Annotated in this window: 17 protein-coding genes; 5 read left to right on the top strand and 12 right to left on the bottom strand. The window is 71.5% G+C overall.

Annotated features, from left to right (window positions below; all coding sequences use genetic code 11):
• Positions 1-696: adenosylhomocysteinase (locus AC068D_RS13505; protein ID WP_478823114.1), on the bottom strand; the 696-nt coding region annotated here is incomplete at its 3' end.
• Positions 697-1,147: 451 nt separating this feature from the next.
• On the opposite strand from AC068D_RS13505, the gene lepB reads away from it, so the two are divergent.
• Positions 1,148-1,783: a signal peptidase I gene (gene lepB, locus AC068D_RS13500; protein ID WP_478823113.1), complete on the top strand. Its 636-nt coding sequence runs from the start codon at positions 1,148-1,150 to the stop codon at positions 1,781-1,783.
• Between the two features lie 196 nt (positions 1,784-1,979).
• Here lepB and AC068D_RS13495 read toward each other — a convergent pair whose 3' ends face one another.
• From AC068D_RS13495 to AC068D_RS13470, 6 genes are all read right to left on the bottom strand, one after another.
• Positions 1,980-2,957 (bottom strand): cation diffusion facilitator family transporter, encoded by a 978-nt coding sequence (locus tag AC068D_RS13495; RefSeq protein WP_478823112.1) that lies wholly within the window; start codon positions 2,955-2,957, stop codon positions 1,980-1,982.
• 101 nt (positions 2,958-3,058) lie between these two features.
• The gene (gene manA, locus AC068D_RS13490; RefSeq protein ID WP_478823111.1) at positions 3,059-4,210 is read right to left on the bottom strand and encodes a mannose-6-phosphate isomerase, class I; all 1,152 of its coding nucleotides are present in this window, start codon (positions 4,208-4,210) and stop codon (positions 3,059-3,061) included.
• An 89-nt stretch (positions 4,211-4,299) separates the two neighbouring features.
• On the bottom strand, positions 4,300-5,433 hold the full coding sequence (locus AC068D_RS13485; protein WP_478823110.1) for an SIS domain-containing protein: 1,134 nt from the start codon (positions 5,431-5,433) through the stop codon (positions 4,300-4,302).
• Positions 5,434-5,475: 42 nt separating this feature from the next.
• Positions 5,476-5,658 carry a Trm112 family protein gene (locus tag AC068D_RS13480; RefSeq protein ID WP_478823109.1) on the bottom strand — a complete coding sequence of 61 codons (183 nt, stop codon included), beginning with the start codon at positions 5,656-5,658 and terminating at the stop codon, positions 5,476-5,478.
• Positions 5,659-5,975: 317 nt separating this feature from the next.
• Complete coding sequence (locus AC068D_RS13475) at positions 5,976-7,352, bottom strand: phosphomannomutase/phosphoglucomutase (protein WP_478823108.1); 1,377 nt, start codon at positions 7,350-7,352, stop codon at positions 5,976-5,978.
• Between the two features lie 267 nt (positions 7,353-7,619).
• On the bottom strand, positions 7,620-8,048 hold the full coding sequence (locus tag AC068D_RS13470; protein WP_478823107.1) for a DUF3499 domain-containing protein: 429 nt from the start codon (positions 8,046-8,048) through the stop codon (positions 7,620-7,622).
• A 310-nt stretch (positions 8,049-8,358) separates the two neighbouring features.
• Between AC068D_RS13470 and AC068D_RS13465 the strand changes: the two genes are divergently transcribed.
• Positions 8,359-8,796 carry a metallopeptidase family protein gene (locus tag AC068D_RS13465; protein ID WP_478823157.1) on the top strand — a complete coding sequence of 146 codons (438 nt, stop codon included), beginning with the start codon at positions 8,359-8,361 and terminating at the stop codon, positions 8,794-8,796.
• Positions 8,797-9,046: 250 nt separating this feature from the next.
• Here the strand turns inward: AC068D_RS13465 and AC068D_RS13460 are convergent, their stop codons facing one another.
• From AC068D_RS13460 to AC068D_RS13450, 3 genes are all read right to left on the bottom strand, one after another.
• Positions 9,047-10,615, bottom strand: a complete 1,569-nt coding sequence (locus tag AC068D_RS13460) for a DUF5719 family protein (RefSeq protein ID WP_478823106.1) — start codon at positions 10,613-10,615, stop codon at positions 9,047-9,049.
• Entirely contained in the window at positions 10,612-14,232 is a 3,621-nt protein-coding gene (locus tag AC068D_RS13455; protein WP_478823105.1) for a glycosyltransferase family 2 protein, read from the bottom strand. Before AC068D_RS13455 ends, AC068D_RS13460 begins: the two co-directional genes overlap by 4 nt.
• Positions 14,233-14,609: 377 nt before the next feature.
• Entirely contained in the window at positions 14,610-14,873 is a 264-nt protein-coding gene (locus tag AC068D_RS13450) for a WhiB family transcriptional regulator (protein WP_077974550.1), read from the bottom strand.
• A gap of 685 nt (positions 14,874-15,558) precedes the next feature.
• On the opposite strand from AC068D_RS13450, the gene AC068D_RS13445 reads away from it, so the two are divergent.
• The 3 genes from AC068D_RS13445 to AC068D_RS13435 all read left to right on the top strand — a co-directional run bounded on the left by AC068D_RS13445 (position 15,559) and on the right by AC068D_RS13435 (position 18,416).
• Positions 15,559-16,059 carry a cysteine dioxygenase gene (locus AC068D_RS13445; protein ID WP_478823104.1) on the top strand — a complete coding sequence of 167 codons (501 nt, stop codon included), beginning with the start codon at positions 15,559-15,561 and terminating at the stop codon, positions 16,057-16,059.
• Between the two features lie 93 nt (positions 16,060-16,152).
• Positions 16,153-17,109, top strand: coding sequence for a 2-phospho-L-lactate transferase (gene cofD, locus AC068D_RS13440; protein WP_478823103.1), 957 nt, complete (start codon positions 16,153-16,155; stop codon positions 17,107-17,109).
• Positions 17,106-18,416 carry a coenzyme F420-0:L-glutamate ligase gene (locus tag AC068D_RS13435; protein ID WP_478823102.1) on the top strand — a complete coding sequence of 437 codons (1,311 nt, stop codon included), beginning with the start codon at positions 17,106-17,108 and terminating at the stop codon, positions 18,414-18,416. The genes cofD and AC068D_RS13435 overlap by 4 nt, the downstream gene beginning before the upstream one ends.
• A gap of 6 nt (positions 18,417-18,422) precedes the next feature.
• On the opposite strand, the gene AC068D_RS13430 is transcribed toward AC068D_RS13435, so the two are convergent.
• Complete coding sequence (locus AC068D_RS13430) at positions 18,423-19,430, bottom strand: DNA-3-methyladenine glycosylase family protein (protein ID WP_478823101.1); 1,008 nt, start codon at positions 19,428-19,430, stop codon at positions 18,423-18,425.
• Positions 19,431-19,642: 212 nt separating this feature from the next.
• Positions 19,643-20,734 carry a mannose-1-phosphate guanylyltransferase gene (gene manB / locus AC068D_RS13425; RefSeq protein ID WP_478823156.1) on the bottom strand — a complete coding sequence of 364 codons (1,092 nt, stop codon included), beginning with the start codon at positions 20,732-20,734 and terminating at the stop codon, positions 19,643-19,645.
• Between the last annotated feature and the right edge of the window lie 87 nt (positions 20,735-20,821).

Here is a 20,821-nt window from a genome sequence, read left to right as displayed (position 1 = left end):
CACATTGATCGCCGGGAACAACAACAGACCATCACGCTGCATCTCGTACAGACGATGCACACCCGTCGTCGTCTCCTCCGTCACACCACGGATCTCGGACGCGAGACGGGTCCACTTCTGCGGGTTCTCGGCAAGGGTGCGGTTCAGCAGCGTGAGGATGTAGCCGTACTCCTCGCTGTCCGCGGTCGACGGGTCCGGAGCCTCGCCGGCCTTCTCGAACTCGACGCCCTTGTGGACCAGGAGGGTGGCGTCACCACCATCGTCCAGGATCATGTTCGGACCACCGGTCGGCGAGTTCGGCCAGGTCAGCGCCTGCTCCGTGCACCACCAGTACTCCTCGAGCGTCTCGCCCTTCCAGGCGAAGACCGGAATGCCCCGGGGCTCGTCCACGGTGCCGTTCGGACCGACAGCGATCGCCGCAGCGGCATGGTCCTGGGTCGAGAAAATATTGCAGGACGCCCAGCGGACCTCGGCACCCAGGGCCGCCAGCGTCTCGATCAGCACAGCGGTCTGCACCGTCATGTGCAACGAACCGGTGACACGGGCACCGGCCAGCGGCTGCGAAGCCGCGTACTCCTTGCGGATCGCCATCAGACCGGGCATCTCGTGCTCGGCGAGAGTGATCTCCTTGCGGCCGAACTCCGCGAGGGAAAGGTCCGCGACCTTGAAGTCCTGACCGGCGGCGACAGTCGTCATTGCGAGCTGCTCCTCAAGATGGGGTGAGGGATGGATGGGGCTCGATTGGGGCTTGCTGACAGCTGCGGTTGCCACGGCGAAAAAGGGCACACGTATGCGAGGACGCACATATGGCCTGAACGCGCGCAGACGTCCGCAGCGCAGTCCGTCGGAGGCCCTCTCTCCCTCGGCCGGTCCGCGATCGCGAACCGCCCGACCGCCATCAGCAGCGACGTCTGGCTCTGGTCACGAATCTACACCGATCGGTGCGGCGGGCCACAGCCCGCCCATCGGTCCACCCCGGGCCGGAAGGGCCCCATAGGGTGCGTGACACGTGTCGACGCCGCACGGGAATCCGCGCGGACGCCACGCCGAACCGCGCGGGTCGGAGGCAAGGGCAGAGCAGGGCAGGGCACGGCCGTGCTCTGCCGGGGAGGGAAAGAGCATGAGGTCGGGCAGACCGGGACGTGGGATGCGGATCGCCGGGTGGGTGCTGGTGTCGCTGGGGGTGGTGCTGGCCGCGGGGTCGTGGCTGCTGTTCGTGTACGGGTACTCGACCGTGACCCAGGGCGGCGACGCAATGCGGCCCACGCACCAGGTGGGTGACGGTTTCGTACTCGAGCGGATCGAGGGTGAGCAGGTACGGCGCGGCGACGTCGTGGCCATCAGCATGCCGGAGCGTTACCGCGGCGGCTCTGTGACCCAGCGGGTGATCGGCGTGGGCGGCGACCGGGTGGTCTGCGACGGCACACGGGTCTCGGTGAACGGAACTCCGCTCTCGGAGCCGTACGTACTCGACGGCGATCCGGTCGGTGACGGTCAGCGCTACGACGTGTCGGTGCCCGAAGGGCGGCTGTTCCTGCTCGGGGACAACCGCGGCAACGCCCGGGATTCCCGCTACTTCCGGAGCGAGGGTGCCGGTGGGACCGTGCCGACGGCCGCGGTGCAGGGGCGCGTGCTCGATGACGAGACCGTGCCGGCGGTACTGGCCGTGGGCCTCGTGCTCGGCGTTGTCGTCGCTCTTGTCGGTGCGGGTTGCGGACTTGCCGGGTGGCTGACGGGGCGGCGAGGGGTTTCCGTCCGCCCTCCCGCGTACGTACGTCCCTGACCGTATGCACACAGGTGCGTGTGCCCGCCCGGCGGACGTGCGCGCCGACCGCTAACGGCGGCTCCGCGGAGCGGCTGGGCTTGCGATCTCGGCGTTGCCGCGTACGCGGAGGCCCTCGGACCGAGCTGCTCGGTCCGAGGGCCTCCGGCCGACGGCGTTCCGGGCGGGCGTCCGCCCGTACGTCACCGGTGCGTCGTCAGTGGGCGAGGTCCGGGCCCGGCCCGCCAGGGGACTTGGCGGGGTCCGCACCCGCGGCCGCTGCTGCCTCGCTGTAGATGTCCGGCTCCACGTAGATGACCCGGGCGATCGGGACTGCCGCGCGAATGCGCTCCTCGGCGGCGTTGATGGCCCTCGCGACCTGGACGGCCGTGTCGTCGTGCCGGACGGCGACCTTGGCCGCGACCAGCAGTTCCTCCGGTCCGAGGTGGAGCGTACGCATGTGGATGATGCCGGTGACCGTCTCGCCGTCGACGACGGCGGCCTTGATCTTCTCGACGTCCTCCGCGCCGGCGGCCTCACCGAGAAGCAGGGACTTGGTCTCGGCGGCGAGCACCAGGGCGATCAGGATGAGCAGGACGCCGATGCAGAGGGTTCCGATGCCGTCCCAGACGCCGTTGCCCGTGAGCAGCGCGAGCCCGACACCGCCGAGCGCGAGGACCAGGCCGACGAGCGCGCCGAGGTCCTCGAGGAGGACCACCGGCAGCTCGGGGGCCTTTGCGTGGCGGACGAACTCCTTCCAGGAACGCCGGCCGCGCAGGACGTTGGACTCCTTGATGGCCGTGCGGAAGGAGAAGGTCTCGGCGATGATCGCGAAGACCAGCACACCGATGGGCCAGTACCAGTCCTTGATCTCGTGCGGATGCGAGATCTTCTCGTAGCCCTCGTAGATCGCGAACATGCCGCCGACCGAGAAAAGCACGATCGAGACGAGGAAGGCGTAGATGTAGCGCTCACGGCCGTAGCCGAACGGGTGCTCGGACGTCGCCTCGCGCTTCGCCTTCTTGCCCCCGAGGAGCAGCAGGCCCTGGTTGCCCGAGTCGGCGACCGAGTGGACGCTCTCCGCCAGCATCGAAGAGGAGCCGCTGAAGAGGAACGCCACAAACTTGGCTACCGCGATCGCGAGGTTCGCGGCGAGTGCCGCCACGATCGCCTTGGTTCCGCCTGACGCGCTCATGGGTGCGGTGTCCTTCCTCGAAGCTCCTGATGTGCGGGCAGCACCGCGGCAGGGCCCCGGCACGGCGGGCCATTGTTGCAGCATGCGGCGCGGACGGCAGGTCAGACCACCACGGTGGCACGGAATACGGTGCCCGTACCGGACAGTTCGGTCTTCTCGCCCGCCGGGACGAAGACGGACTCGCCGGGAGCGAGCTCGACTTCCCCCGCCTTCGGGTGCCCTGCGGTCGCCAACAGGATCTGGGGGGTGGAGGTGGTGACATCGGTGGGTACCGCGCCCTCGGACCGAACGTAGCGGGACAGCCGGAACTCGTCGATCGGGGTGTCGTACAGCTCCTCCCCCGACGGTGACGCCTCCGGGCGCAGGACGGCAGGCTCCGAGGCCTCGAAGCGGACGACCCGGAGCAGTTCGGGGACGTCGACGTGCTTGGGCGTCAGCCCGCAGCGCAGCACATTGTCCGAGTTGGCCATGATCTCGACGGCGAGGCCGGAAATGTAGGCGTGCGGGACACCGGCGCCGAGGAACAGGGCCTCGCCGGGCTGAAGGCGGATGTGGTTGAGCAGCGTGGCGGCGATGACGCCCGGGTCTCCGGGGAAGTGGTGGGCGAGGGTGGCGTAGGGGGTGTACGGGCCACCGAGGCGCTCGGCGGCGGCCGCGGTCTCGGTGACGGTGTGCGCCATGTCCTCCGGGTCGGCGGTGAGCACGGCGCTGAGGACCTCGCGCAGAGCGGCCTCCTCGGGATGGGCGTGGAGGAGGTCGACGTACGGCTTCAGAGAGTCGATTCCCAGACCGGCGAGGAGGTCGGCGGTGTCGACGGGCGGGCGGAAACCGCACAGCCCGTCGAAGGGGGTGAGCGCGCAGATCAGTTCGGGCTTGTGGTTGTCGTCCTTGTAGTTGCGGTGCGGCGCGTCCATGGGGATTCCGGCGCGCTCCTCGGCGGCGTAGCCCTCCTTGGCCTGGGCCAGGTCCGGATGGACCTGGAGGGAGAGCGGTGTGCCGGCGGCGAGCACCTTGAACAGGAAGGGGAGGCGGGGTCCGAACTTGTCGGCGGACTCGGCGCCGAGCTCACGCACGGGATCGGCGGTGATGACGTCGTTCAGGGCACCGCGATCGGTGCGCGAGGGCGCCCCCGGATGGGCGCCCATCCACATCTCGGCCTGGGGCTCGCCGGTGGGGGCGGTGCCGAGGAGGCCCGGGATGAGGGTCGTGGAACCCCAGGCGTAGGGACGCACGGTGTTGGAGAGGCGGTCCATGAACGGTGATCCTCGGCTCGGTATGTGGCGGGGATGTGGCGTACGGATGGCACGTGCGTGGCGGTTGGTGTGTCGGGTGCGGGCGTGCCTCAGGCGTGGCCGCCGGTCGCCAGGGCCAGATAGCCGGCCGCGAAGTCGGTCACCGCGAGGAGCTCGGCCAGGGTCTCCAGCTCGCTGCCCTCCTCGGGTTCCACTTCGCTGATGGCCGTGTCGTGGCTGAGCGCGAGTTCCCGTGCGGCGGGCGCCGCGGTGAGGCCGCCGTTGGAACGGTCCCGCAGCAGCAGCACGCGGGCGCGCAGGGCCTGTGGCTCCTCGACACGGTCGCGGAAGAAGTCCTCCGGATCGGCACCGGCCGCGAAGTCGCCCGCGAGCAGGACTCCATGGGCCGGCAGCGCCTCGGGCAGCTCGGCGGAGAGCGCGGGGAGGCCGGCGAGTTCGGCGAGCACGGCGGCGAACCGGCGGCCCACCGGAGCGGCAGTCCCCTCGGTCCAGATGAGCGGGAGGGTGTCGGCGAGCTCGGCGGCGAGCGTCTTGGCGGGATTGCTGTACGTCGCGATGGCGGGCCCGCACCGTTCCGCGGTCCGGTCCAGGCGGTCGGCGACGCTCTGGAGGACGTCGGGGGGTGCGGACAGCAGGCCGACGCGGTCGAGGAGTGCGAGGAGGGGCGTGAAGAGTGCCCACAGCGCGCCCGGGCTCGCTGCGGCCTGCGTCTCGTCGTACAGCTCGTACGGGGCGGTCGCCATCGGGACCACCAGGCCGTGGACGCCGTCGACTGCCTCCGAGAGCGGGGAGCGCTGCGGGGCCACGGCGACGACCGTGCAACCGCGGCGGTACGCCTGCTCGGCCAGGAGGGCGAGGCCGGGCTCGGTGCCGTCGGTGGTGGCGATGAGGAGCAGGTCCACGGACCCTGCCCAGCCGGGGAGCGCCCAGCGGAGTGCCCCGGCGGCGGGTGCGACGCCGTTGGGGTGCAGCCGGGCGACCGGGGCCGAGGCTCCGGCGAGCGCGGCGATGAGGTCGGCGACGCCCGTGGCGGCGGTGCCGGGGCCGGCGATGAGCACGGCCCGAGGGCGGCCCTCGGGCTTCAGCTCGGCGATCCCGGCCTCGGCGGCGTGCCGGGCTGCGGTGCGTACCCGCGCGCCGGACTCCGCGGCGCCGCGGAGCAGCTCACGGCGGTCGGCGCGGGCGAGGGCTTCCGGGGCGTCGAGGAGTGACTCGTCGAGCATGTTGATGGGCCTCCGATTCGCCGTACGGGTGCGGGGGCGGGCTTACGCGGGACGGCGGGCCTCGTCGACGAGGAGGACCGGGATGCCGTCGCGTACGGGATACGCCAGGCCGCAGTCCTTGCCGGTGCAGATCAACTCGGGCGTATCGGCTGCCGTTTCGTCGCGGAGCGGCGCGTGGCAGGCCGGGCAGGCGAGGATCTCCAGGAGACCGGCTTCGAGCGGCATGGGATGTCCCTTCGAACATGCGGTTTGGGCCACGTCAGCCTACCGCCGGGGGGCGGGCGGCGCGGCTCGGCGTGTCCGGATACGGGGCCCTTCGGGCCGGGTCCTGACCGCCCGGTGTCCGGTTGCCGGCCGGCTGCGGGCCGCCCGGCAGGGGGATGGTGCTGCTGCATGGGCCGAGGGCGGGGGTACGGGCGGCCTCTGCGCCCCCGCTGCCGCGGTACGGCACCCCATGACGGCATACGGACAGCGGCCTGGGCGAGAGGCCGCCACAGGGTGTCCCGTCTGCACCGTCGGGACCCCCTGCGGCGGCGGGTGCGTCAGGCGCCCCGTACGAGTCCCAGCACCTCGTCGCGCACCGCGACCATCGTCACCTCGTCGCGGGCCTCGACATTCAGCCGGAGGAGCGGCTCCGTGTTGGATGCGCGGAGGTTGAACCACCAGTTCTCGGTCGAGACGGTGAGGCCGTCGAGGGTGTCGATCGTGACGTCCTCGCGGCCTGTGAAGGCCTCACGGACCATCGTCGCCCGGGCCGTCTGGTCGGCAACGGTGGAGTTGATCTCTCCGGAGCTGCGGTAGCGGTCGTAGCGGGCGACCAGAGCGGAGAGGGGGGCTTCCTGGGTGCCCAGGGCGGCGAGCACATGGAGGGCGGCCAGCATGCCCGTGTCGGCGTTCCAGAAGTCGCGGAAGTAGTAGTGCGCGGAGTGCTCCCCGCCGAAGATCGCTCCCGTGCGGGCCATCTCCTCCTTGATGAAGGAGTGCCCGACACGGGTGCGGACCGGCGTGCCGCCGTGCTCGCGTACGACCTCCGGCACCGACCACGACGTGATCAGGTTGTGGATGACCGTCCCCCCGGGGTGCTTCTCCAGTTCTCGTGCCGCCACCAGCGCGGTGATCGCCGAAGGTGTGACCGGCTCGCCCCGCTCGTCGACGACGAAACAGCGATCCGCGTCGCCGTCGAAGGCGAGGCCGATGTCGGCGACCTCGATGCGCACGCGCTCCTGGAGGTCCACGAGGTTCTTCGGATCCAGCGGATTGGCCTCGTGGTTCGGGAAGGTGCCGTCCAGCTCGAAGTACATCGGCACGAGCTCGATCGGCAGCGACGAGAACACCGTCGGGACCGTGTGGCCGCCCATGCCGTTGCCCGCGTCGACGACGACCTTCAGCGGGCGGACGGCGGACAGGTCCACCAGGGAGAGCAGGTGGGCCGCATACTCGGTCAGCGTGTCCCGCTCGGTGATCGAGCCGGGGGCCGAGACCGGGTCCGGCGCTCCCTCCGCGACCCAGCCCCCGACGAGGCCGCGGATCTCGGCCAGCCCCGAATCCTGGCCCACGGGCGCCGCCCCGGCCCGGCACAACTTGATGCCGTTGTACTGCGCCGGGTTGTGCGACGCCGTGAACATTGCGCCCGGCAGTCCGAAGTGCCCGGACGCGAAGTACAGCTGATCGGTCGAGCACAGCCCGATCATGGTCACGTCCGCACCCCGGTTCGCGGCACCACGTGCGAAAGCGGCGGAGAGCCCCGGCGACGACGGGCGCATGTCATGGCCCACGACGATCGCGTCGGCGCCCGTCACCTGCACGAACGCGGCCCCGAACAACTCGGCCAGCGACTCGTCCCACTGATCAGGCACCACCCCGCGGATGTCGTACGCCTTCACGATCTGCGACAGATCAGCAGCAGCAGAAGCAGCCACGGCCCAACCCTCCTGAAAGTCTCTTCGGTCACCTCAAACTACCTGTACGAGGCCGCACGGAGGGCGCGCCGGATGCCGCGGGGCCGTGGGCGAAGGTCGTGGCAGAACGTGGGAAGGAAGGCTGCGACAGGCCAGGCCGGACGGGAGGCAGGCCGGGCCTGACGGGAGGAACGAAGAAGGCTCGCAGCAGGAGAAAGGGCTGCAGGAAGAGCAATCCGGAAGACGACGGGAACAGAAAAGGGGAAGGGAAGCCGGAGGGACGGCAGTTCAGGAGTCGGGGGAACGCAGCACCCGGAGATGACCGCGACGCCCGGCCTCCACCGGGTCCGCCCTGCGGGCGCCGGCACCGCCGCTCGCCTGGGCCGCGCGCTGCTGCGGACGTGCCGCCTCACGGACCGCGTTGGCGAGAGCTTCAAGATCGTCGCCACTGGGCCGGGCCGGGCCAGAGGCGTCCGAGAGCCGTACGACTTCCCAGCCGCGCGGCGCGGTGAGGCGCTCACTGTGCTCGGCACACAGGTCGTAGCAGTGGGGTTCGGCGTAGGTGGCGAGCGGGCCGAGGACCGCGGTCGAATCGGCATAGACGTACGTCAGTGTCGCGACGGCAGGGCGGCCGCACGCAGTGCGCGAACAGCGACGTACAGGGCTCACGATGTTGGACGGTACCGCACTCTTGAGCGGGCCGCGACGACTCTCCACCAGGTCACTCCACCGTGTCGTGCTGTGACGTCCGGCACAGGCGCCTTTCGGACGGCTGTCCTGACCTGCGTGGGAGCGACGGCGCCCGATCGTCGGCGGTACGCGATCCGGTCACGGCCCGACATAAATCACGTCAATCGCCATGAGGGCGGCGGTCGCGCGGAGACATGGAATCGAGCCCAAGCTTGGCCGGAATGTTCAATAAACGACATGCATCCTGGAGACAGCGGCGTACCGGGCGACATGCCGTGCCGCGGGGGCACGCGCCCCCCGGTGCGGGCCCGCGCCGGAGAGCTACCCTGCGTCAGTGATGGACAGTCCTGTACCGCCCCCTCCCACCGAGCCGAGGGAACCGCGGCCCCGCCGCCGCGACCGCCATGGCCGCGGTATGCGCGGGCCCGTCGCCCCGCCGCAGGTACCGCTCTCCGTGAGCCGTGCCGAGACGTTCCGCGATCTCGTACAGGACTCGGTGGAACGGCTGGAGCGGCGCTTGCCACAGCTCGCCGACGTGGAGTTCCTGGTGCTGGAGGTTCCCGGGTCACCGGACGAGACCGTGCCGCTGGGCGACTCGGTCCCGGCGGGCAAGGGAGCGCCCGCACGCATCGTCGTCTATCGGCGACCGGTCGAGATCCGCACGAAGAACCGCGACGAGCGGGCCCAGCTGGTCCACGAGGTCGTCGTGGAGCAGGTCGCCGACCTGTTGGGCCTCTCTCCGGAGTCCGTCGATCCGCGGTACGGACAGGACTGACCGACCGCCGGGCCGGCCGGTTCGGGGAGGACCGGGCCCGAATCTCCGACTCAGGTCACCAAGGGCTGTCCCGTAATCCCCGGCGGGCGCACGTCGACAGCTACGGCACTCCCCCAGCTGCCGCTGGGAGGCACCCCCACGCTGCGTTGTCGGAGTGCCCGAATACGCCCAGTATGAGGACACCCCTCCGCCTTACGATGCACCGCATCTGACGCCGCGCGCTGATCCACCGGAGATTACGGGACAGCCCTTAGTCGTCCAGGACCGACAGGTCCTGCTCCGCGGCCGGGACCGCGACCGTTCCGCGGTCGTCCGGGAGCGTCTGGACCGTGAACATCTCGATCCCGCCCTGTGGCAGCAGCAGGGTGCGCGCCGCATGGACCGGGCCTCCGGACCGGGGCTCGACCGTCAGGGCGTAGGAACCCTTGAGTCCGGACGGGACGGGCGGGGTGACGGCCAGGGTCGTACCGGCCTTGACCGTGTACGTCTTGACGATCTGCTCGCCGCCCTCGGTACCGGCCGAGGCCGTGACCTTGACCTGTGCGGTGGCGGTGGGCGCGGTCAGGGAGAGGACCGAGCCCTTGGCGCGGTTGTCCGCAGCCGTGGCCCGTCCCGTCACCGGGGCCGTCGCCGGGATGAACGCGATCTCCTGCTTGTCCCCCTTGCCGCGCGTGACGCGCAGCGCGGCGACCACGGGGGCCGACTTGCCGCTCTCCGCGGGGCTGAGCAGCAGTGAGCCCGCCTCTCCCTTGGTGACGTCCTTCAGATCGAGGGATGCCGTCATGCCCGACTTCACCCGCAGGCTCTCTGCGCCCGCCGGAGTGATCGTGCCCGACGCGGTCGCGAGCCGGAGCTTGAGATCGGCGTCGTCGTCGCCGGGCGCGAACGCCACGAGCTGTACGGAGGTCGCGTCCGCGGGGATGCCGGGGAGCACGAGCGTGCCCGCCGGGTCGGCGGAGGCGGTCAGCCAGTCACTGCCGATGTCGTCCCCCGCGCCTCTGACCACGGCACCCACTCGGCCGGTACGGGTGGTCACGTGGACCGTCACGTCCTCGGCCTTGTCGGTCGTGAGGGTCGGGAGCAGGACGGGAACACTGCCTCCGGCCGGCACCGGGATGCCGTCCGTCAGCTGGGACTTGAGCGCGCCGTCCTTGCCGTACAGCTCGATGTCGACGACGGCGCCGGTGTCGTCGGGGTTGGTCAGGTGGACGTAGTCCTGCCGGTCCTTGGCGAGTCCGGCGCCCGGGAACCAGAAGTCGGTGTCCGGAGCGGTGCAACTGACGCCCAGCACTCCGCGTCCGCTGCCCGCGGTGACCGTGGTGGTCTGCTGCGTCGTCCACCCCGGGGCGAATCTGCCGGTGGCGGTGCCGATGAGCGCGGGCGAGTCGCTGCCGGACTCCTTGGCTCCGGCCGGCTTGCCGGGTTCCTTCAGGGCGAGGAAGGGCTTGCCGGGCGCAGGCTGCTTCGCCTTGCTCCCGTCGGCGGCCCCGGCCTTCTTCTTGTCCTTGTCCGCGGCGTCCCCGTCACCGGCCGCCCTGTCGGAGTCCGCCAGTGTCGTGGCGGACGGCATCAGCCCGGCCGCCGACTCGGCTTCCGCGTCGGCCTTGCTGCCCGCGGGGGTGAAGGACGTGTAGGCCGTCTCCCCGATGTCGGACGTGCTGGGCGCCGGGCACAGCAGCGAGGAGCGCTCGACCGGCAGCCGGGCCGGCGCCTTCGCCTCCGCCTGTTCCCCGCCGTCCGGCGCGGTGAGTGCGGCGAGTCCGGTCGCGGCGGCAAGGGCGGTGGCAGCCGCGATCAGGGAGAGAGTGGTGCGGTTCACTGGTTGCTGCTCCCGTCGGGACGCTGCTCGGTCTCATAGTCGTAGGGGTCGTACTGCCCCGTCCCGTAGGGGTCGTACTGCTGCTGTCCGTACTGGTCCTGCGGGTACTGCTGCGGCTGTTGCTGCTGCGTCTGCTGCCCGGGATACGTCTGCTGCGCGCCATACCCGTCGTAGCCGTACTGCTGCTCATAGGGCTGGTACTGCTGCTGGTCGTACGACCCGTAGTCCCCGCCCGCGTACGGCTGGTTGCCGTCCCACTCCCCGTACTGCTGCTGTTGCGGCAGCGCCGCATAGGTCTCGGGCCGGGGCTCGGGATCAGGGACCGGCCCGGGCTCGGGAGCGGCCGCGGTGCCCGGTTCCGCTGCCGCTTCCGCCTGTGCGCGCAGCCTGCGGGCCCGGCGCCCCTCACCCTCGACGGGCTGGGCCGGGATCACCGCTTCCTCGTCCGGCAGGTCGTCGTCGATCTCGCGGCGCCTGCCCGGCAGCGCGAGCACCACCAGGACGAGGGCGAGCCCGCCCTGAGCCCAGATCCAGGCGGTGTGGGTGACCGGCTCCTCGTACGTGAGGTCGAGCTTGCCGCCCTCGGCGGGAAGTTCGAAGCCCTGGGCCCAGCCGTCGACCGTCGTGGCGGTCAGCGCACGGCCGTCGATCGTGGCCCGCCAGCCCTCGTCCGCACGGTCCGCGATGCGCAGCACGCGACCCTCGGCGCCCCGGGGAATTTTGGTGTGGGCCTCGACGGGGCCGGAGGCCACGGGAAGCGGCTCCGCCTTGCCGTTGACGATGACCGCACGGGCGACCTGCCGGTCGACGCGCCACAGCGCGCTGCCGTCGAGCTGGCTGAGCCGGGACAGGCCGGGTGTGGCGTCGAGGACGCGGCTCATCTGGCGCGGCGCCCCGTCCCGTACGAGCACGTACCGGATGGCGAAGCCGCTCAGCTGGCTGGTCTGGTCGGCCCCTGAGCCGGCGACCAGGTTGGCGACGACCTTGTCGAGCCGGGCGTCGCTGCCGCCCGCCTCGGTCAGCTCGGCGTCGCCGAGGCGGGCGCCGGAGCCGCGGACCAGGCTGTAGGACACCTTGGCGGCGGAGCTGCCGCCGAGGACGAGGGTGCGCGGCTGGTCGCGCGTGTCGCTCTCCTCGGCGACGAAGGCCGGTACCTGTACCGGGTCGCGGCGCTCGAGCGGGCCCGCGGCGCCGCTGATCATCCAGTTGACGGCGGCCAGCAGGGGCGCAGCGACCGCCGCGAGGGCGACGAGCCCGGCCACGGGCTGGCGCCAGCCGAAGGACTCGGCTGCGACCCGCTCGCGGGCACCCTCCGCGCCCACCACGGCTGCGGCCAGCAGCGCCATGCCGTACACGAGAGTGGCCGGCCCGGCCCATCCCGAACCGTTCGCGAGGGCCGCGAAGACGAGGGCGACGAGGGCGACGGCCCATGCCGTCCGGATGGCGGACCGGCGGTCCGCGCGCAGCAGGGCCGCCAGTGCCGCGAGAACGACGCCGATCAGCACCAGCCCGCCGACGGCCTTGGGGCCGCCGGGGCTGACACCGAGCAGGTCGAGCGCGGTGGCCGAGCCCTTGGCGAAGTCCAGGCCGGCCTCGCGGAAGAAGCCGGAAGGGCTGGTGAGCAGGGAGAGCGACCAGGGGGCGAGGACCAGCAGCGGGGTGCCGACGACGGCGAGGAAGCGCAGACCGTAGGCAGTGACGTCGTCGCGTCGCAGCACCAGGGCCGCCACACCGAGGACGAGCGCGATCGGCCACACGATCGGGGTGAAGGCCGTCGCGAAGGTCAGGAGCAGGGCGTACGCCCAGGTGGCGCGCCAGCTGCCGCGCAGGCCGTCCTCGCGGTCGAGTCCGTACGCCGCCACCGCGGCACGCGCGATCAGCGGCAGGACGATCACGAGTACGGCGGTGCCTAGCCGCCCGGTGGCGAGGGCTCCGGTCGCGGCGGGCAGGAAGGCGTAGGCGATGCTCGCCCAGGCGCGCAGCAGCCGGGACTCGACGAGCGGACGGGACGCGAAGTACGCCGTCGCACCCGCGAGCGGCACCGAGCAGACCAGCAGCACGGTGAGCGCGAAGCCGGTGGAGCCCAGGAAGAGCCCGGACAGGGCGGCCAGGACGGCGAGATACGGGGGCGCGGTCTGGGTGCCCCCGGTGCCGAGGGCGTGCCAGGCGTCGGCGTACCGGCCCCAGAGTCCCGAAACCGTGTCGGGGGCGGGGAGCAGTGCACCGCCGGCAAGCGCGCCACCGGTGAGAAGCGCCCGGCAGGCGACGAGCGAGACGAGCAGCAGGAGCGCGAACAGGACGGGCCCGGGTTTGCGGGCGACCCGCTTGAGCCGGGCGAACTGTTCGATCTCCAGGTAGTCGGCATCGTCGCCGCCCGGTCCGGATTCGACCACGCCGTGGCGCGAGCCTCCGGATTCGGTCTCCTTGCCCGCGCCGAGGCTGCTCGCGACCTGTTCGACCGTGGCACGGACGGTGGCGCCCGGCGGAGGGAAGAGGGGACGCAGTTCGCTCGCGTCCATCACCGGCTTTGCGCGTCTGCGGCGGCCGGCAAGGATCCGCTCGGGACGCAGGAGTGTGCCGGAGAGACCCATGACCTCGTCGACGGCCTGTCCGGGCGCCTTTCCGACGAGATAGGCGAGGGTCCGCAGCAGGGTGCCGAGGACGAGGCGGAGCAGCACATAGGGCAGGGCGCGACCGCGCGCGTTGGCGAGGAGGGTGTAGACGGCACCCGCCTTGTCGACGCGGTGCGGGCTGGCGACGGAGCGGCCTGCGCAGTCGACGGTACGGCGCTCACGGGCGGCGGCCTCCGCGTGACGGAGGACGGCGTCGGGGGCGACCAGGACGCGGTGTCCGGCGGCGTTGGCGCGCCAGCACAGGTCGACGTCGTCGCGCATGAGGGGGAGCCGGCGGTCGAAGCCGCCGAGCTGCTCCCACACGTCACGGCGGACGAGCATGCCGGCCGAGGAGACGGACAGGACGGTGCGGACCTGGTCGTGCTGGCCCTGGTCCTGCTCGCGTCGGTCGAGGCCGGTCCAGCGGCGGCCGCTGTTGGCGATCGAGACGCCCGCTTCGAGGAGCTGCCTGCGGTCGTACCAGCCGCGCAGCTTGGGGCCGATGATCGCGGCGTATTCGTCGGAGTCGGCCACGCGCAGCAGTTCGGCGAGGGCGTCGGGGGCGGGCGCGCAGTCGTCGTGGAGCAGCCACAGCCACTGGACGGGTTCGCCGTGGGGCAGGTCCGGCATGTCGTAGGCGTCGTCGCGCCAGGTCCTGGTCGCCGGATCCCAGCCGCTGGGCCGCTTCAGATAGGGCAGGTCGTCGGGCGTGAGCACACCGGCCGTGCGGACGGCTTCCTCGACGGCGGCCCCGAAGCCGGTGCGGCGTGCGAGATGCAGCACCCGGTCGGCCCCGAGCGCCTCGGTGACCAGCTGCGCGGAATCGTCGGCGCTGCCGGTGTCGGCGGCGACGACGTTCTGCACGGGGCGTTCCTGGCCGAGCAGCCCGGCGAGCGCGTCCGGCAGCCAGCGGGCACCGTCGTGCGAGACGAGGACGGCGGTGACGACGTGCCGCGCGAACTCGGGCGGGGTTGCGGGAAGAAACGCGGCGTTGGTGGCGGACATTGAGGTACGGGCCCTCCGGCCGGGGTCACCCCGCGAGGGGGCGCTGAAGCGTCTGGGACGGGGCCCCACACTAACGGCTGAACACGCAGACGGTCCGCCGCCTGTGGACAGAGCCGGGGCAGCGGACCGTTCTTACGTATGGGTGTGTGCCGTTACGGGCGTGTGCCGTGACGGGCGTGCGTGGTGAGCGGGTGCGCGGTGGCGGGATCGCGGCGGGGTGTGCCGTCGGCCCACGACCCGGGCGGCCGGCCCGGGCGGGCCGTGCCGACGGCGTGAGCCGCGTCGACGGCGTGAGCCGCGTCGACGGCATCGGAAGCATCAGTACGTCAGCGGGCGTCGGTCTCGGTCTCGGTCTCGGTGTCGCTGAGACGCCTCGATCAGACTGCGGCCTTTTTCAAACGGCGGCGTTCACGCTCGGACAGGCCGCCCCAGATTCCGAATCGCTCGTCGTTGGCAAGGGCGTACTCGAGGCATTCGGAGCGGACTTCACAGGCGAGGCAGACCTTCTTGGCTTCGCGAGTGGAACCGCCCTTCTCTGGAAAGAAGGACTCCGGGTCGGTCTGGGCGCACAACGCGCGCTCCTGCCAGCCGAGTTCCTCTTCCGCGTCCTCGACCAGCAGTTGTTGGAACAGCTCGGTCATGTGCGCCCCTCGTCTGTCTTTGCGTCCCCGTGATGCAGCCGTTACCGATTTCGGCCGAACGACACGAGTGAAATTACAAGTGTGTGGATCCGGGCCAGTCAAGCCGAGATCTGCTATTGAGCCCGGTATTCACTCTGCGGAACCAAGGCTATGCGGAAAGTGTTCAAATCACCAAAAACGAGACACATGCCACTGGCCTGCCCGCGTACGCCGCCGCACCCTCCCTCTCCCGGAACGGGACCGGTGGCCACCGGTCCTTACGAGGGAGGACGCCGATCGGTTCGATCATGTTGCGGTCCGGCCGCGCAAGCGATCCGGATCACAGTCTGATCACGAGAGCACAACGACGTTTGAGAGCACGGTTGCTGCGCGATGTCTCCGGTCGCACGACCGCACAAACCTTTCTCCGACTGGAGTAACCGGATGAGGTGAAACATTGCCACCAAATCGGTCATTGAGTTGACATCCGGGATCCTGTTGGCCACCTTGGAGGGCATGCCAGCGACCACAGCGCCTTCCGCGACCCCCTCCCGTGGGTTCCGCAGCGCTGTCCAGGCGCGCTGTTGCTGTTGCTGTTCCAGCTGTTGATGCCGTAGCGCTCCAGCTCTTCCTCATCCGCCCCGGGCGGACATCCGCGACACCCCAGCACTGACCTTCTGTTTCTGCCGAGGAACCACCGCATCCCATGAACAGCAACAGCGACCTTCAGATCGCCGGCGACATCCTCGAGGTCCAGCACCTCCTCCAGCCCGCCCGGGAGCACCCCGCGACCGTGGCCGAATTCGCCGGCCTCGCCCGCTCCATCGCCGCCGACCGCGCCCAGTGGGCCCACCTCGTGCGTTACGACGCCACCACCCGCTGGTACCACCGGCTGCGCACCGGCCCCGGATACGAGGTCTGGCTGCTCTCCTGGGTACCCGGCCAGGGCAGCGGCCACCACGACCACGGCCGGTCCTCCGGCGTACTGACCGTCCTGGCCGGCGAATTGACGGAACACGCGGCCGCGTCGTCACGCACCCTGACCGCCGGCGCGCAGCGGGTCTTCGCGCCCGGATATGTGCACGAGGTGGTCAATGACTCGCTGGAGGCCGCCGTCAGCCTGCACATCTACTTCCCCGGCCTGACCGAGATGCCGATGCACTCCCCGCAGTGCAACCCCGCCCGTCAGGACGCCGCCCTCGCCTGACGGGCGCGCCCTCAGCGCCTTCTGCCGCCGTACGGTGCAGCCGGCGGGCCACCACCTCCCGAACGATCAACCTCCGGCTGACAGACTGTGTTCATGCGCATTGTGGTTCTGGCCGGCGGCATCGGCGGTGCTCGTTTTCTGCGTGGCCTCAAGGCGGCCGCCCCCGAAGCCGACATCACCGTGATCGGCAACACCGGTGACGACATCCATCTGTTCGGGCTCAAGGTCTGCCCGGACCTCGACACGGTGATGTACACGCTCGGTGGCGGCATCAACGAGGAGCAGGGCTGGGGACGTACCGACGAGACCTTCCAGGTCAAGAGCGAGCTCGCCGCCTACGGCGTGGGTCCCGAATGGTTCGGTCTCGGCGACCGCGACTTCGCCACGCACATCGTCCGCACCCAGATGCTGGGCGCCGGCTATCCCCTCAGCGCCGTCACCGAAGCGCTCTGCGCGCGGTGGCAGCCCGGAGTGCGGCTGATTCCGATGTCCGACGACCGGATCGAGACCCATGTCGCCGTCGACGTGGAGGGCGAGCGCAAGGCCGTGCACTTCCAGGAGTACTGGGTCAAGCTGCGGGCATCCGTCGACGCCCACGCCGTCGTCCCCGTCGGCGCCGAGCAGGCGAAGCCCGCGCCGGGCGTGCTGGAGGCCCTCGGCGCCGCGGACGTCATCATCTTTCCCCCGTCCAACCCGGTCGTGAGCATCGGGACGATCCTCGCGGTGCCCGGTATCCGCGAGGCGATCGCGGAGGCAGGCGTTCCGGTCATCGGCCTCTCCCCCATCGTCGGCAACGCGCCCGTGCGTGGCATGGCCGACAAGGTGCTGGCGGCCGTCGGGGTCGAATCGACGGCGGCCGCGGTGGCCAAGCACTACGGCTCCGGACTGCTCGACGGCTGGCTCGTCGACACCGTGGACACCCCGGCGGTCGCCGAGGTCGAGGAGGCGGGGATCCGGTGCAGGGCCGTGCCGCTGATGATGACGGACGTCGACGCCGCGGCGGGTATGGCACGTGAGGCCCTGGCACTCGCGCAGGAGGTACTGGCGTGACCGGAGCAGGGGCGGCGTCGTCGTACCGGGTGTGGGCGCTGCCCGGGCTGCCCGAGGTCCGGCCGGGCGACGACATCGCCAAGCTGATCGCGACCACCGATCCGGGGCTGGTGGACGGTGACGTCCTGCTCGTCACGTCGAAGATCGTGAGCAAGGCGGAGGGGCGGATCGTCGCCGCCGACGACCGCGAGCAGGCCATCGACGCGGAGACCGTACGGGTCGTCGCGCGGCGGGGCGCCCTCCGTATCGTCGAGAACCGTCAGGGTCTCGTCATGGCCGCGGCCGGTGTCGACGCCTCCAACACCCCGGCCGGGACCGTGCTGTTGCTGCCCGAGAACCCGGACGCATCGGCCGCCCGCATCCGCCAGGGGCTGCGGGACACCCTCGGCGTCGAGGTGGGCGTGGTCGTCACCGACACCTTCGGGCGGCCCTGGCGGACCGGCCTCACCGATGTCGCGATCGGCGCGGCGGGCGTGCGGGTGCTCGACGATCTGCGGGGTGGTGCCGATGCGCACGGAAACCCGCTCGGTGCGACGGTCGTGGCCACGGCCGACGAGCTGGCAGGGGCCGGTGACCTGGTCAAGGGCAAGGCGGCCGGGCTGCCGGTGGCGGTGGTGCGCGGGCTCGGGCATGTAGTCGTCGACGGGACGGATGGTGCCCGCGCACTAGTGCGGGAGACCGCGGACGACATGTTCCGGCTCGGTACGTCGGAGGCCGTGAGGGAAGCGGTGACGCTGCGGCGTACGGTCCGCGAGTTCACGGACGATCCGGTGGACCCGGATGCGGTACGGCGCGCGGTCGCGGCGGCCGTCACGGCTCCCGCGCCGCACCACACCACACCCTGGCGCTTCGTGCTCCTGGAGTCCGGGGAGTCGCGGACACGACTGCTGGACGCGATGCGGGATGCGTGGATCGCGGATCTGCGGCGCGACGGCAAGCCGGACGAGTCGATCGCCAAGCGGATCGGACGCGGGGACGTGCTGCGCAAGGCCCCCTACCTGGTGGTGCCCTGTCTGGTGATGGACGGCTCGCACACCTACGGCGACACCCGACGGGACACGGCCGAGCGCGAGATGTTCGTGGTCGCGGCGGGCGCGGGCGTGCAGAACTTCCTGGTGGCGCTGGCCGGCGAACAGCTCGGGTCGGCGTGGGTGTCCTCGACGATGTTCTGCCGTGAGGTCGTGCGCGACGTGCTCGGGCTGCCCCGGTCGTGGGATCCGATGGGGGCGGTGGCGGTGGGGCGGCCAGCCGCAGCACCGAAGGAACGGCCGCAGCGGGAGGCGTCGTCGTTCATCGAGGTGCGCTGAACCGCCTCAGAGCGCGGCGATGTCGTGCCGCGGCATCTTGGGCTTGCGGCGCGCCGGGGTCGTCCCGCTCAGCAGGATCAGCCGGGCGGCGCGGTGGCGCTGGCCCGCATACGGCTCGAGGAGCTCCAGCATCGCGGCGTCGTCGGCGTCCCGGTCCCCAGCCAGGGCGTAGCCGACGATGCCGGGGAGGTGGAGGTCGCCGACGGTGACGGCGTCGGGGGCACCGTTGCTGCGCTGGACCGTCTCGGCCGAGGTCCAGGGGCCGATGCCCGGGATCAGTTCCAGCCGTGCCATGGCCGCAGCGGGATCCATCGCGGCGGCCTCCTCCATGCGGCGGGCCACGCGGACCGCGCGCAGGATCGTGGACGCACGCTTGTCGTCGACACCCGCGCGGTGCCATTCCCAGGAGGGGATCATCGCCCAGGCACGGGGCTCGGGCATGACGTGCATCCGCTCGGGCGCCGGTCCGGGCGCGGGCTCACCGTACTTCCGTACGAGCAGCCGCCAGGCGCGGTAGGCCTCGTCCGTGGTGACCTTCTGCTCCAGGACGGACGGGATCAGGGACTCCACGACCAGCCCCGTGCGGGTCAGACGCAGGCCCGGGCGGCGGCGGTGTGCGGCCGCGACAAGTCGGTGGCGGGGCTCGAAGACGCCCGGGTCATCGGCATCGCCGAGCAGGGAGGGCAGTTGCTCCAGGAGCCACTCGGCGCCGGGGCCCCAGGCTTCGCCGTGCACCGCCCCGTCTCGTGCCCCGACGCGGAGGGTGCCGGGGCCGGCGGGGGTGCGGGTGGCCCGCCAGACCGAGCCGTCCGGGGTGGTACGGAACGTGGGGTCCGCGGGCCCGCGGCGCAGCGGGCCCAGAACCAGTCCGAGGTCGAGCGTCCCTGGCGGGACATAACGCCGTTCCCGGCCGCCCTGGGTGCGCGCCGCCCCCCTGGGTGCGGGTACGGCGACCTCGCCGCCGCGGGTGGTGGTGCGGGTGACGGCGGGGCGGGGTTCGAAGCGTCCTGCCACGGGTGGGGTCCTCGGGGGTCGGGGTCTCTTAGAGCGTAGGGGCCGAACGCGCGGCTCGCCCCGGCGAAGCACGGCCCGGTACACCGGCCGCTTCCCGGCGCAGCGGGCCGCGGCCGGCTGTCGGCACGATCCGCCGCCGCGTCCCGCTCGCCCGGCGGCGGCCTGCGTGCGACTCGAGACCGGAGGCCGCGGACCGGGGTCCGGCCCGCGCGCTACTGGTCCGACGAGAAGCGAACCGCCCCTGCGGGAATCGTCGCCTCGCACCACACCCGGACCCCGTCGCGCAGTTCGTTGTCGGGACCGACGACCGCACCGTCACCGATCACCGCACCGGAGAGGACCGTGCGGGCGCCGACCCTGGCACGGGCGCCGATCAGGGAGTCGGTGATGACCGCGCCCGGCTCCACAACGGCCCCTTCGAGGACCGTGCTGCCGGAGATCCGCGCTCCCTCGCCGATGGACGCGCCCTCACCGACGACCGTGCCGGCGGTGAGCTTGGCGTCGGCGGCGACCGTGGCCGTGGGCAGCACCAGCCGGTCGCCGCAGCGGCCGGGAACGGCCGGGGACGGGGCCCGGCCCAGAACGAGGTCGGCGGAACCGCGGACGAATGCCTGGGGAGTGCCCAGATCGAGCCAGTACGTGGAGTCGACCATGCCCTGCAGATGCGCCCCGGCCGACAGCAGGTCGGGGAAGGTCTCCCGCTCGACCGAGACCGGGCGGCCCGCCGGAATGCTGTCGATCACCGAGCGGCGGAAGACGTACGCCCCCGCGTTGATCTGGTCGGTGACGATCTCCTCGGGTGACTGGGGCTTCTCGAGGAAGGCCGTCACCCGTCCGCGCTCGTCCGTCGGGACCAGTCCGAAGGCCCGCGGGTCGTCGACCCGGGTCAGATGCAGCGAGACGTCCGCGCCGGACCGCGCATGGGTCCCGACCAGGCCGCGGATGTCCAGGCCGGTGAGGATGTCCCCGTTGAAGATGAGGACCGGGTCGTCCGGTCCCGACCGCAGCCTCGACGCCACGTTCCGGATCGCCCCGCCCGTGCCGAGCGGCTCCACTTCCGTCACGTACTCCAGGTGCAGCCCCATCGACGAACCGTCGCCGAAGTAGGGCTCGAAGACCTCCGCGAGATACGACGTGGCCAGCACGATGTGCTCGACTCCCGCCGCACGTGCCCGGGCCAGCTGGTGGGTGAGGAACGGCACGCCCGCCGCCGGGACCATGGGCTTGGGCGTGTTCACGGTGAGCGGGCGCAACCGCGTGCCCTTGCCGCCGACCAGGAGGATCGCTTCTTGGGCCTGAGTCAATGCCATGTCTGCTTCCTGCTGGGGCCGGGCAATTCGTGCGTATGACCGGCCAGTGTATGCAGCCTGTTCGTACGTACGTATGCGGCA

Source organism: Streptomyces sp. NPDC043861, assembly GCF_056435905.1.
The sequence above is the reverse complement of the archived record's forward strand: the minus strand, read 5'-3'. Positions and strand labels throughout refer to the sequence as shown.

What these genes read in the sequence shown, in the direction of transcription:
- AC068D_RS13495 (WP_478823112.1), bottom strand. Translation starts at nt 2,957, where the DNA reads ATGAGCGCGTCAGGCGGAACCAAGGCGATCGTGGCGGCACTCGCCGCG.
- AC068D_RS13465 (WP_478823157.1), top strand. Translation starts at nt 8,359, where the DNA reads ATGGACAGTCCTGTACCGCCCCCTCCCACCGAGCCGAGGGAACCGCGG.
- AC068D_RS13485 (WP_478823110.1), bottom strand. Translation starts at nt 5,433, where the DNA reads ATGCTCGACGAGTCACTCCTCGACGCCCCGGAAGCCCTCGCCCGCGCC.
- AC068D_RS13445 (WP_478823104.1), top strand. Translation starts at nt 15,559, where the DNA reads ATGAACAGCAACAGCGACCTTCAGATCGCCGGCGACATCCTCGAGGTC.
- AC068D_RS13450 (WP_077974550.1), bottom strand. Translation starts at nt 14,873, where the DNA reads ATGACCGAGCTGTTCCAACAACTGCTGGTCGAGGACGCGGAAGAGGAA.
- cofD (WP_478823103.1), top strand. Translation starts at nt 16,153, where the DNA reads ATGCGCATTGTGGTTCTGGCCGGCGGCATCGGCGGTGCTCGTTTTCTG.
- manA (WP_478823111.1), bottom strand. Translation starts at nt 4,210, where the DNA reads ATGGACCGCCTCTCCAACACCGTGCGTCCCTACGCCTGGGGTTCCACG.
- AC068D_RS13480 (WP_478823109.1), bottom strand. Translation starts at nt 5,658, where the DNA reads ATGCCGCTCGAAGCCGGTCTCCTGGAGATCCTCGCCTGCCCGGCCTGC.
- lepB (WP_478823113.1), top strand. Translation starts at nt 1,148, where the DNA reads ATGCGGATCGCCGGGTGGGTGCTGGTGTCGCTGGGGGTGGTGCTGGCC.
- AC068D_RS13455 (WP_478823105.1), bottom strand. Translation starts at nt 14,232, where the DNA reads ATGTCCGCCACCAACGCCGCGTTTCTTCCCGCAACCCCGCCCGAGTTC.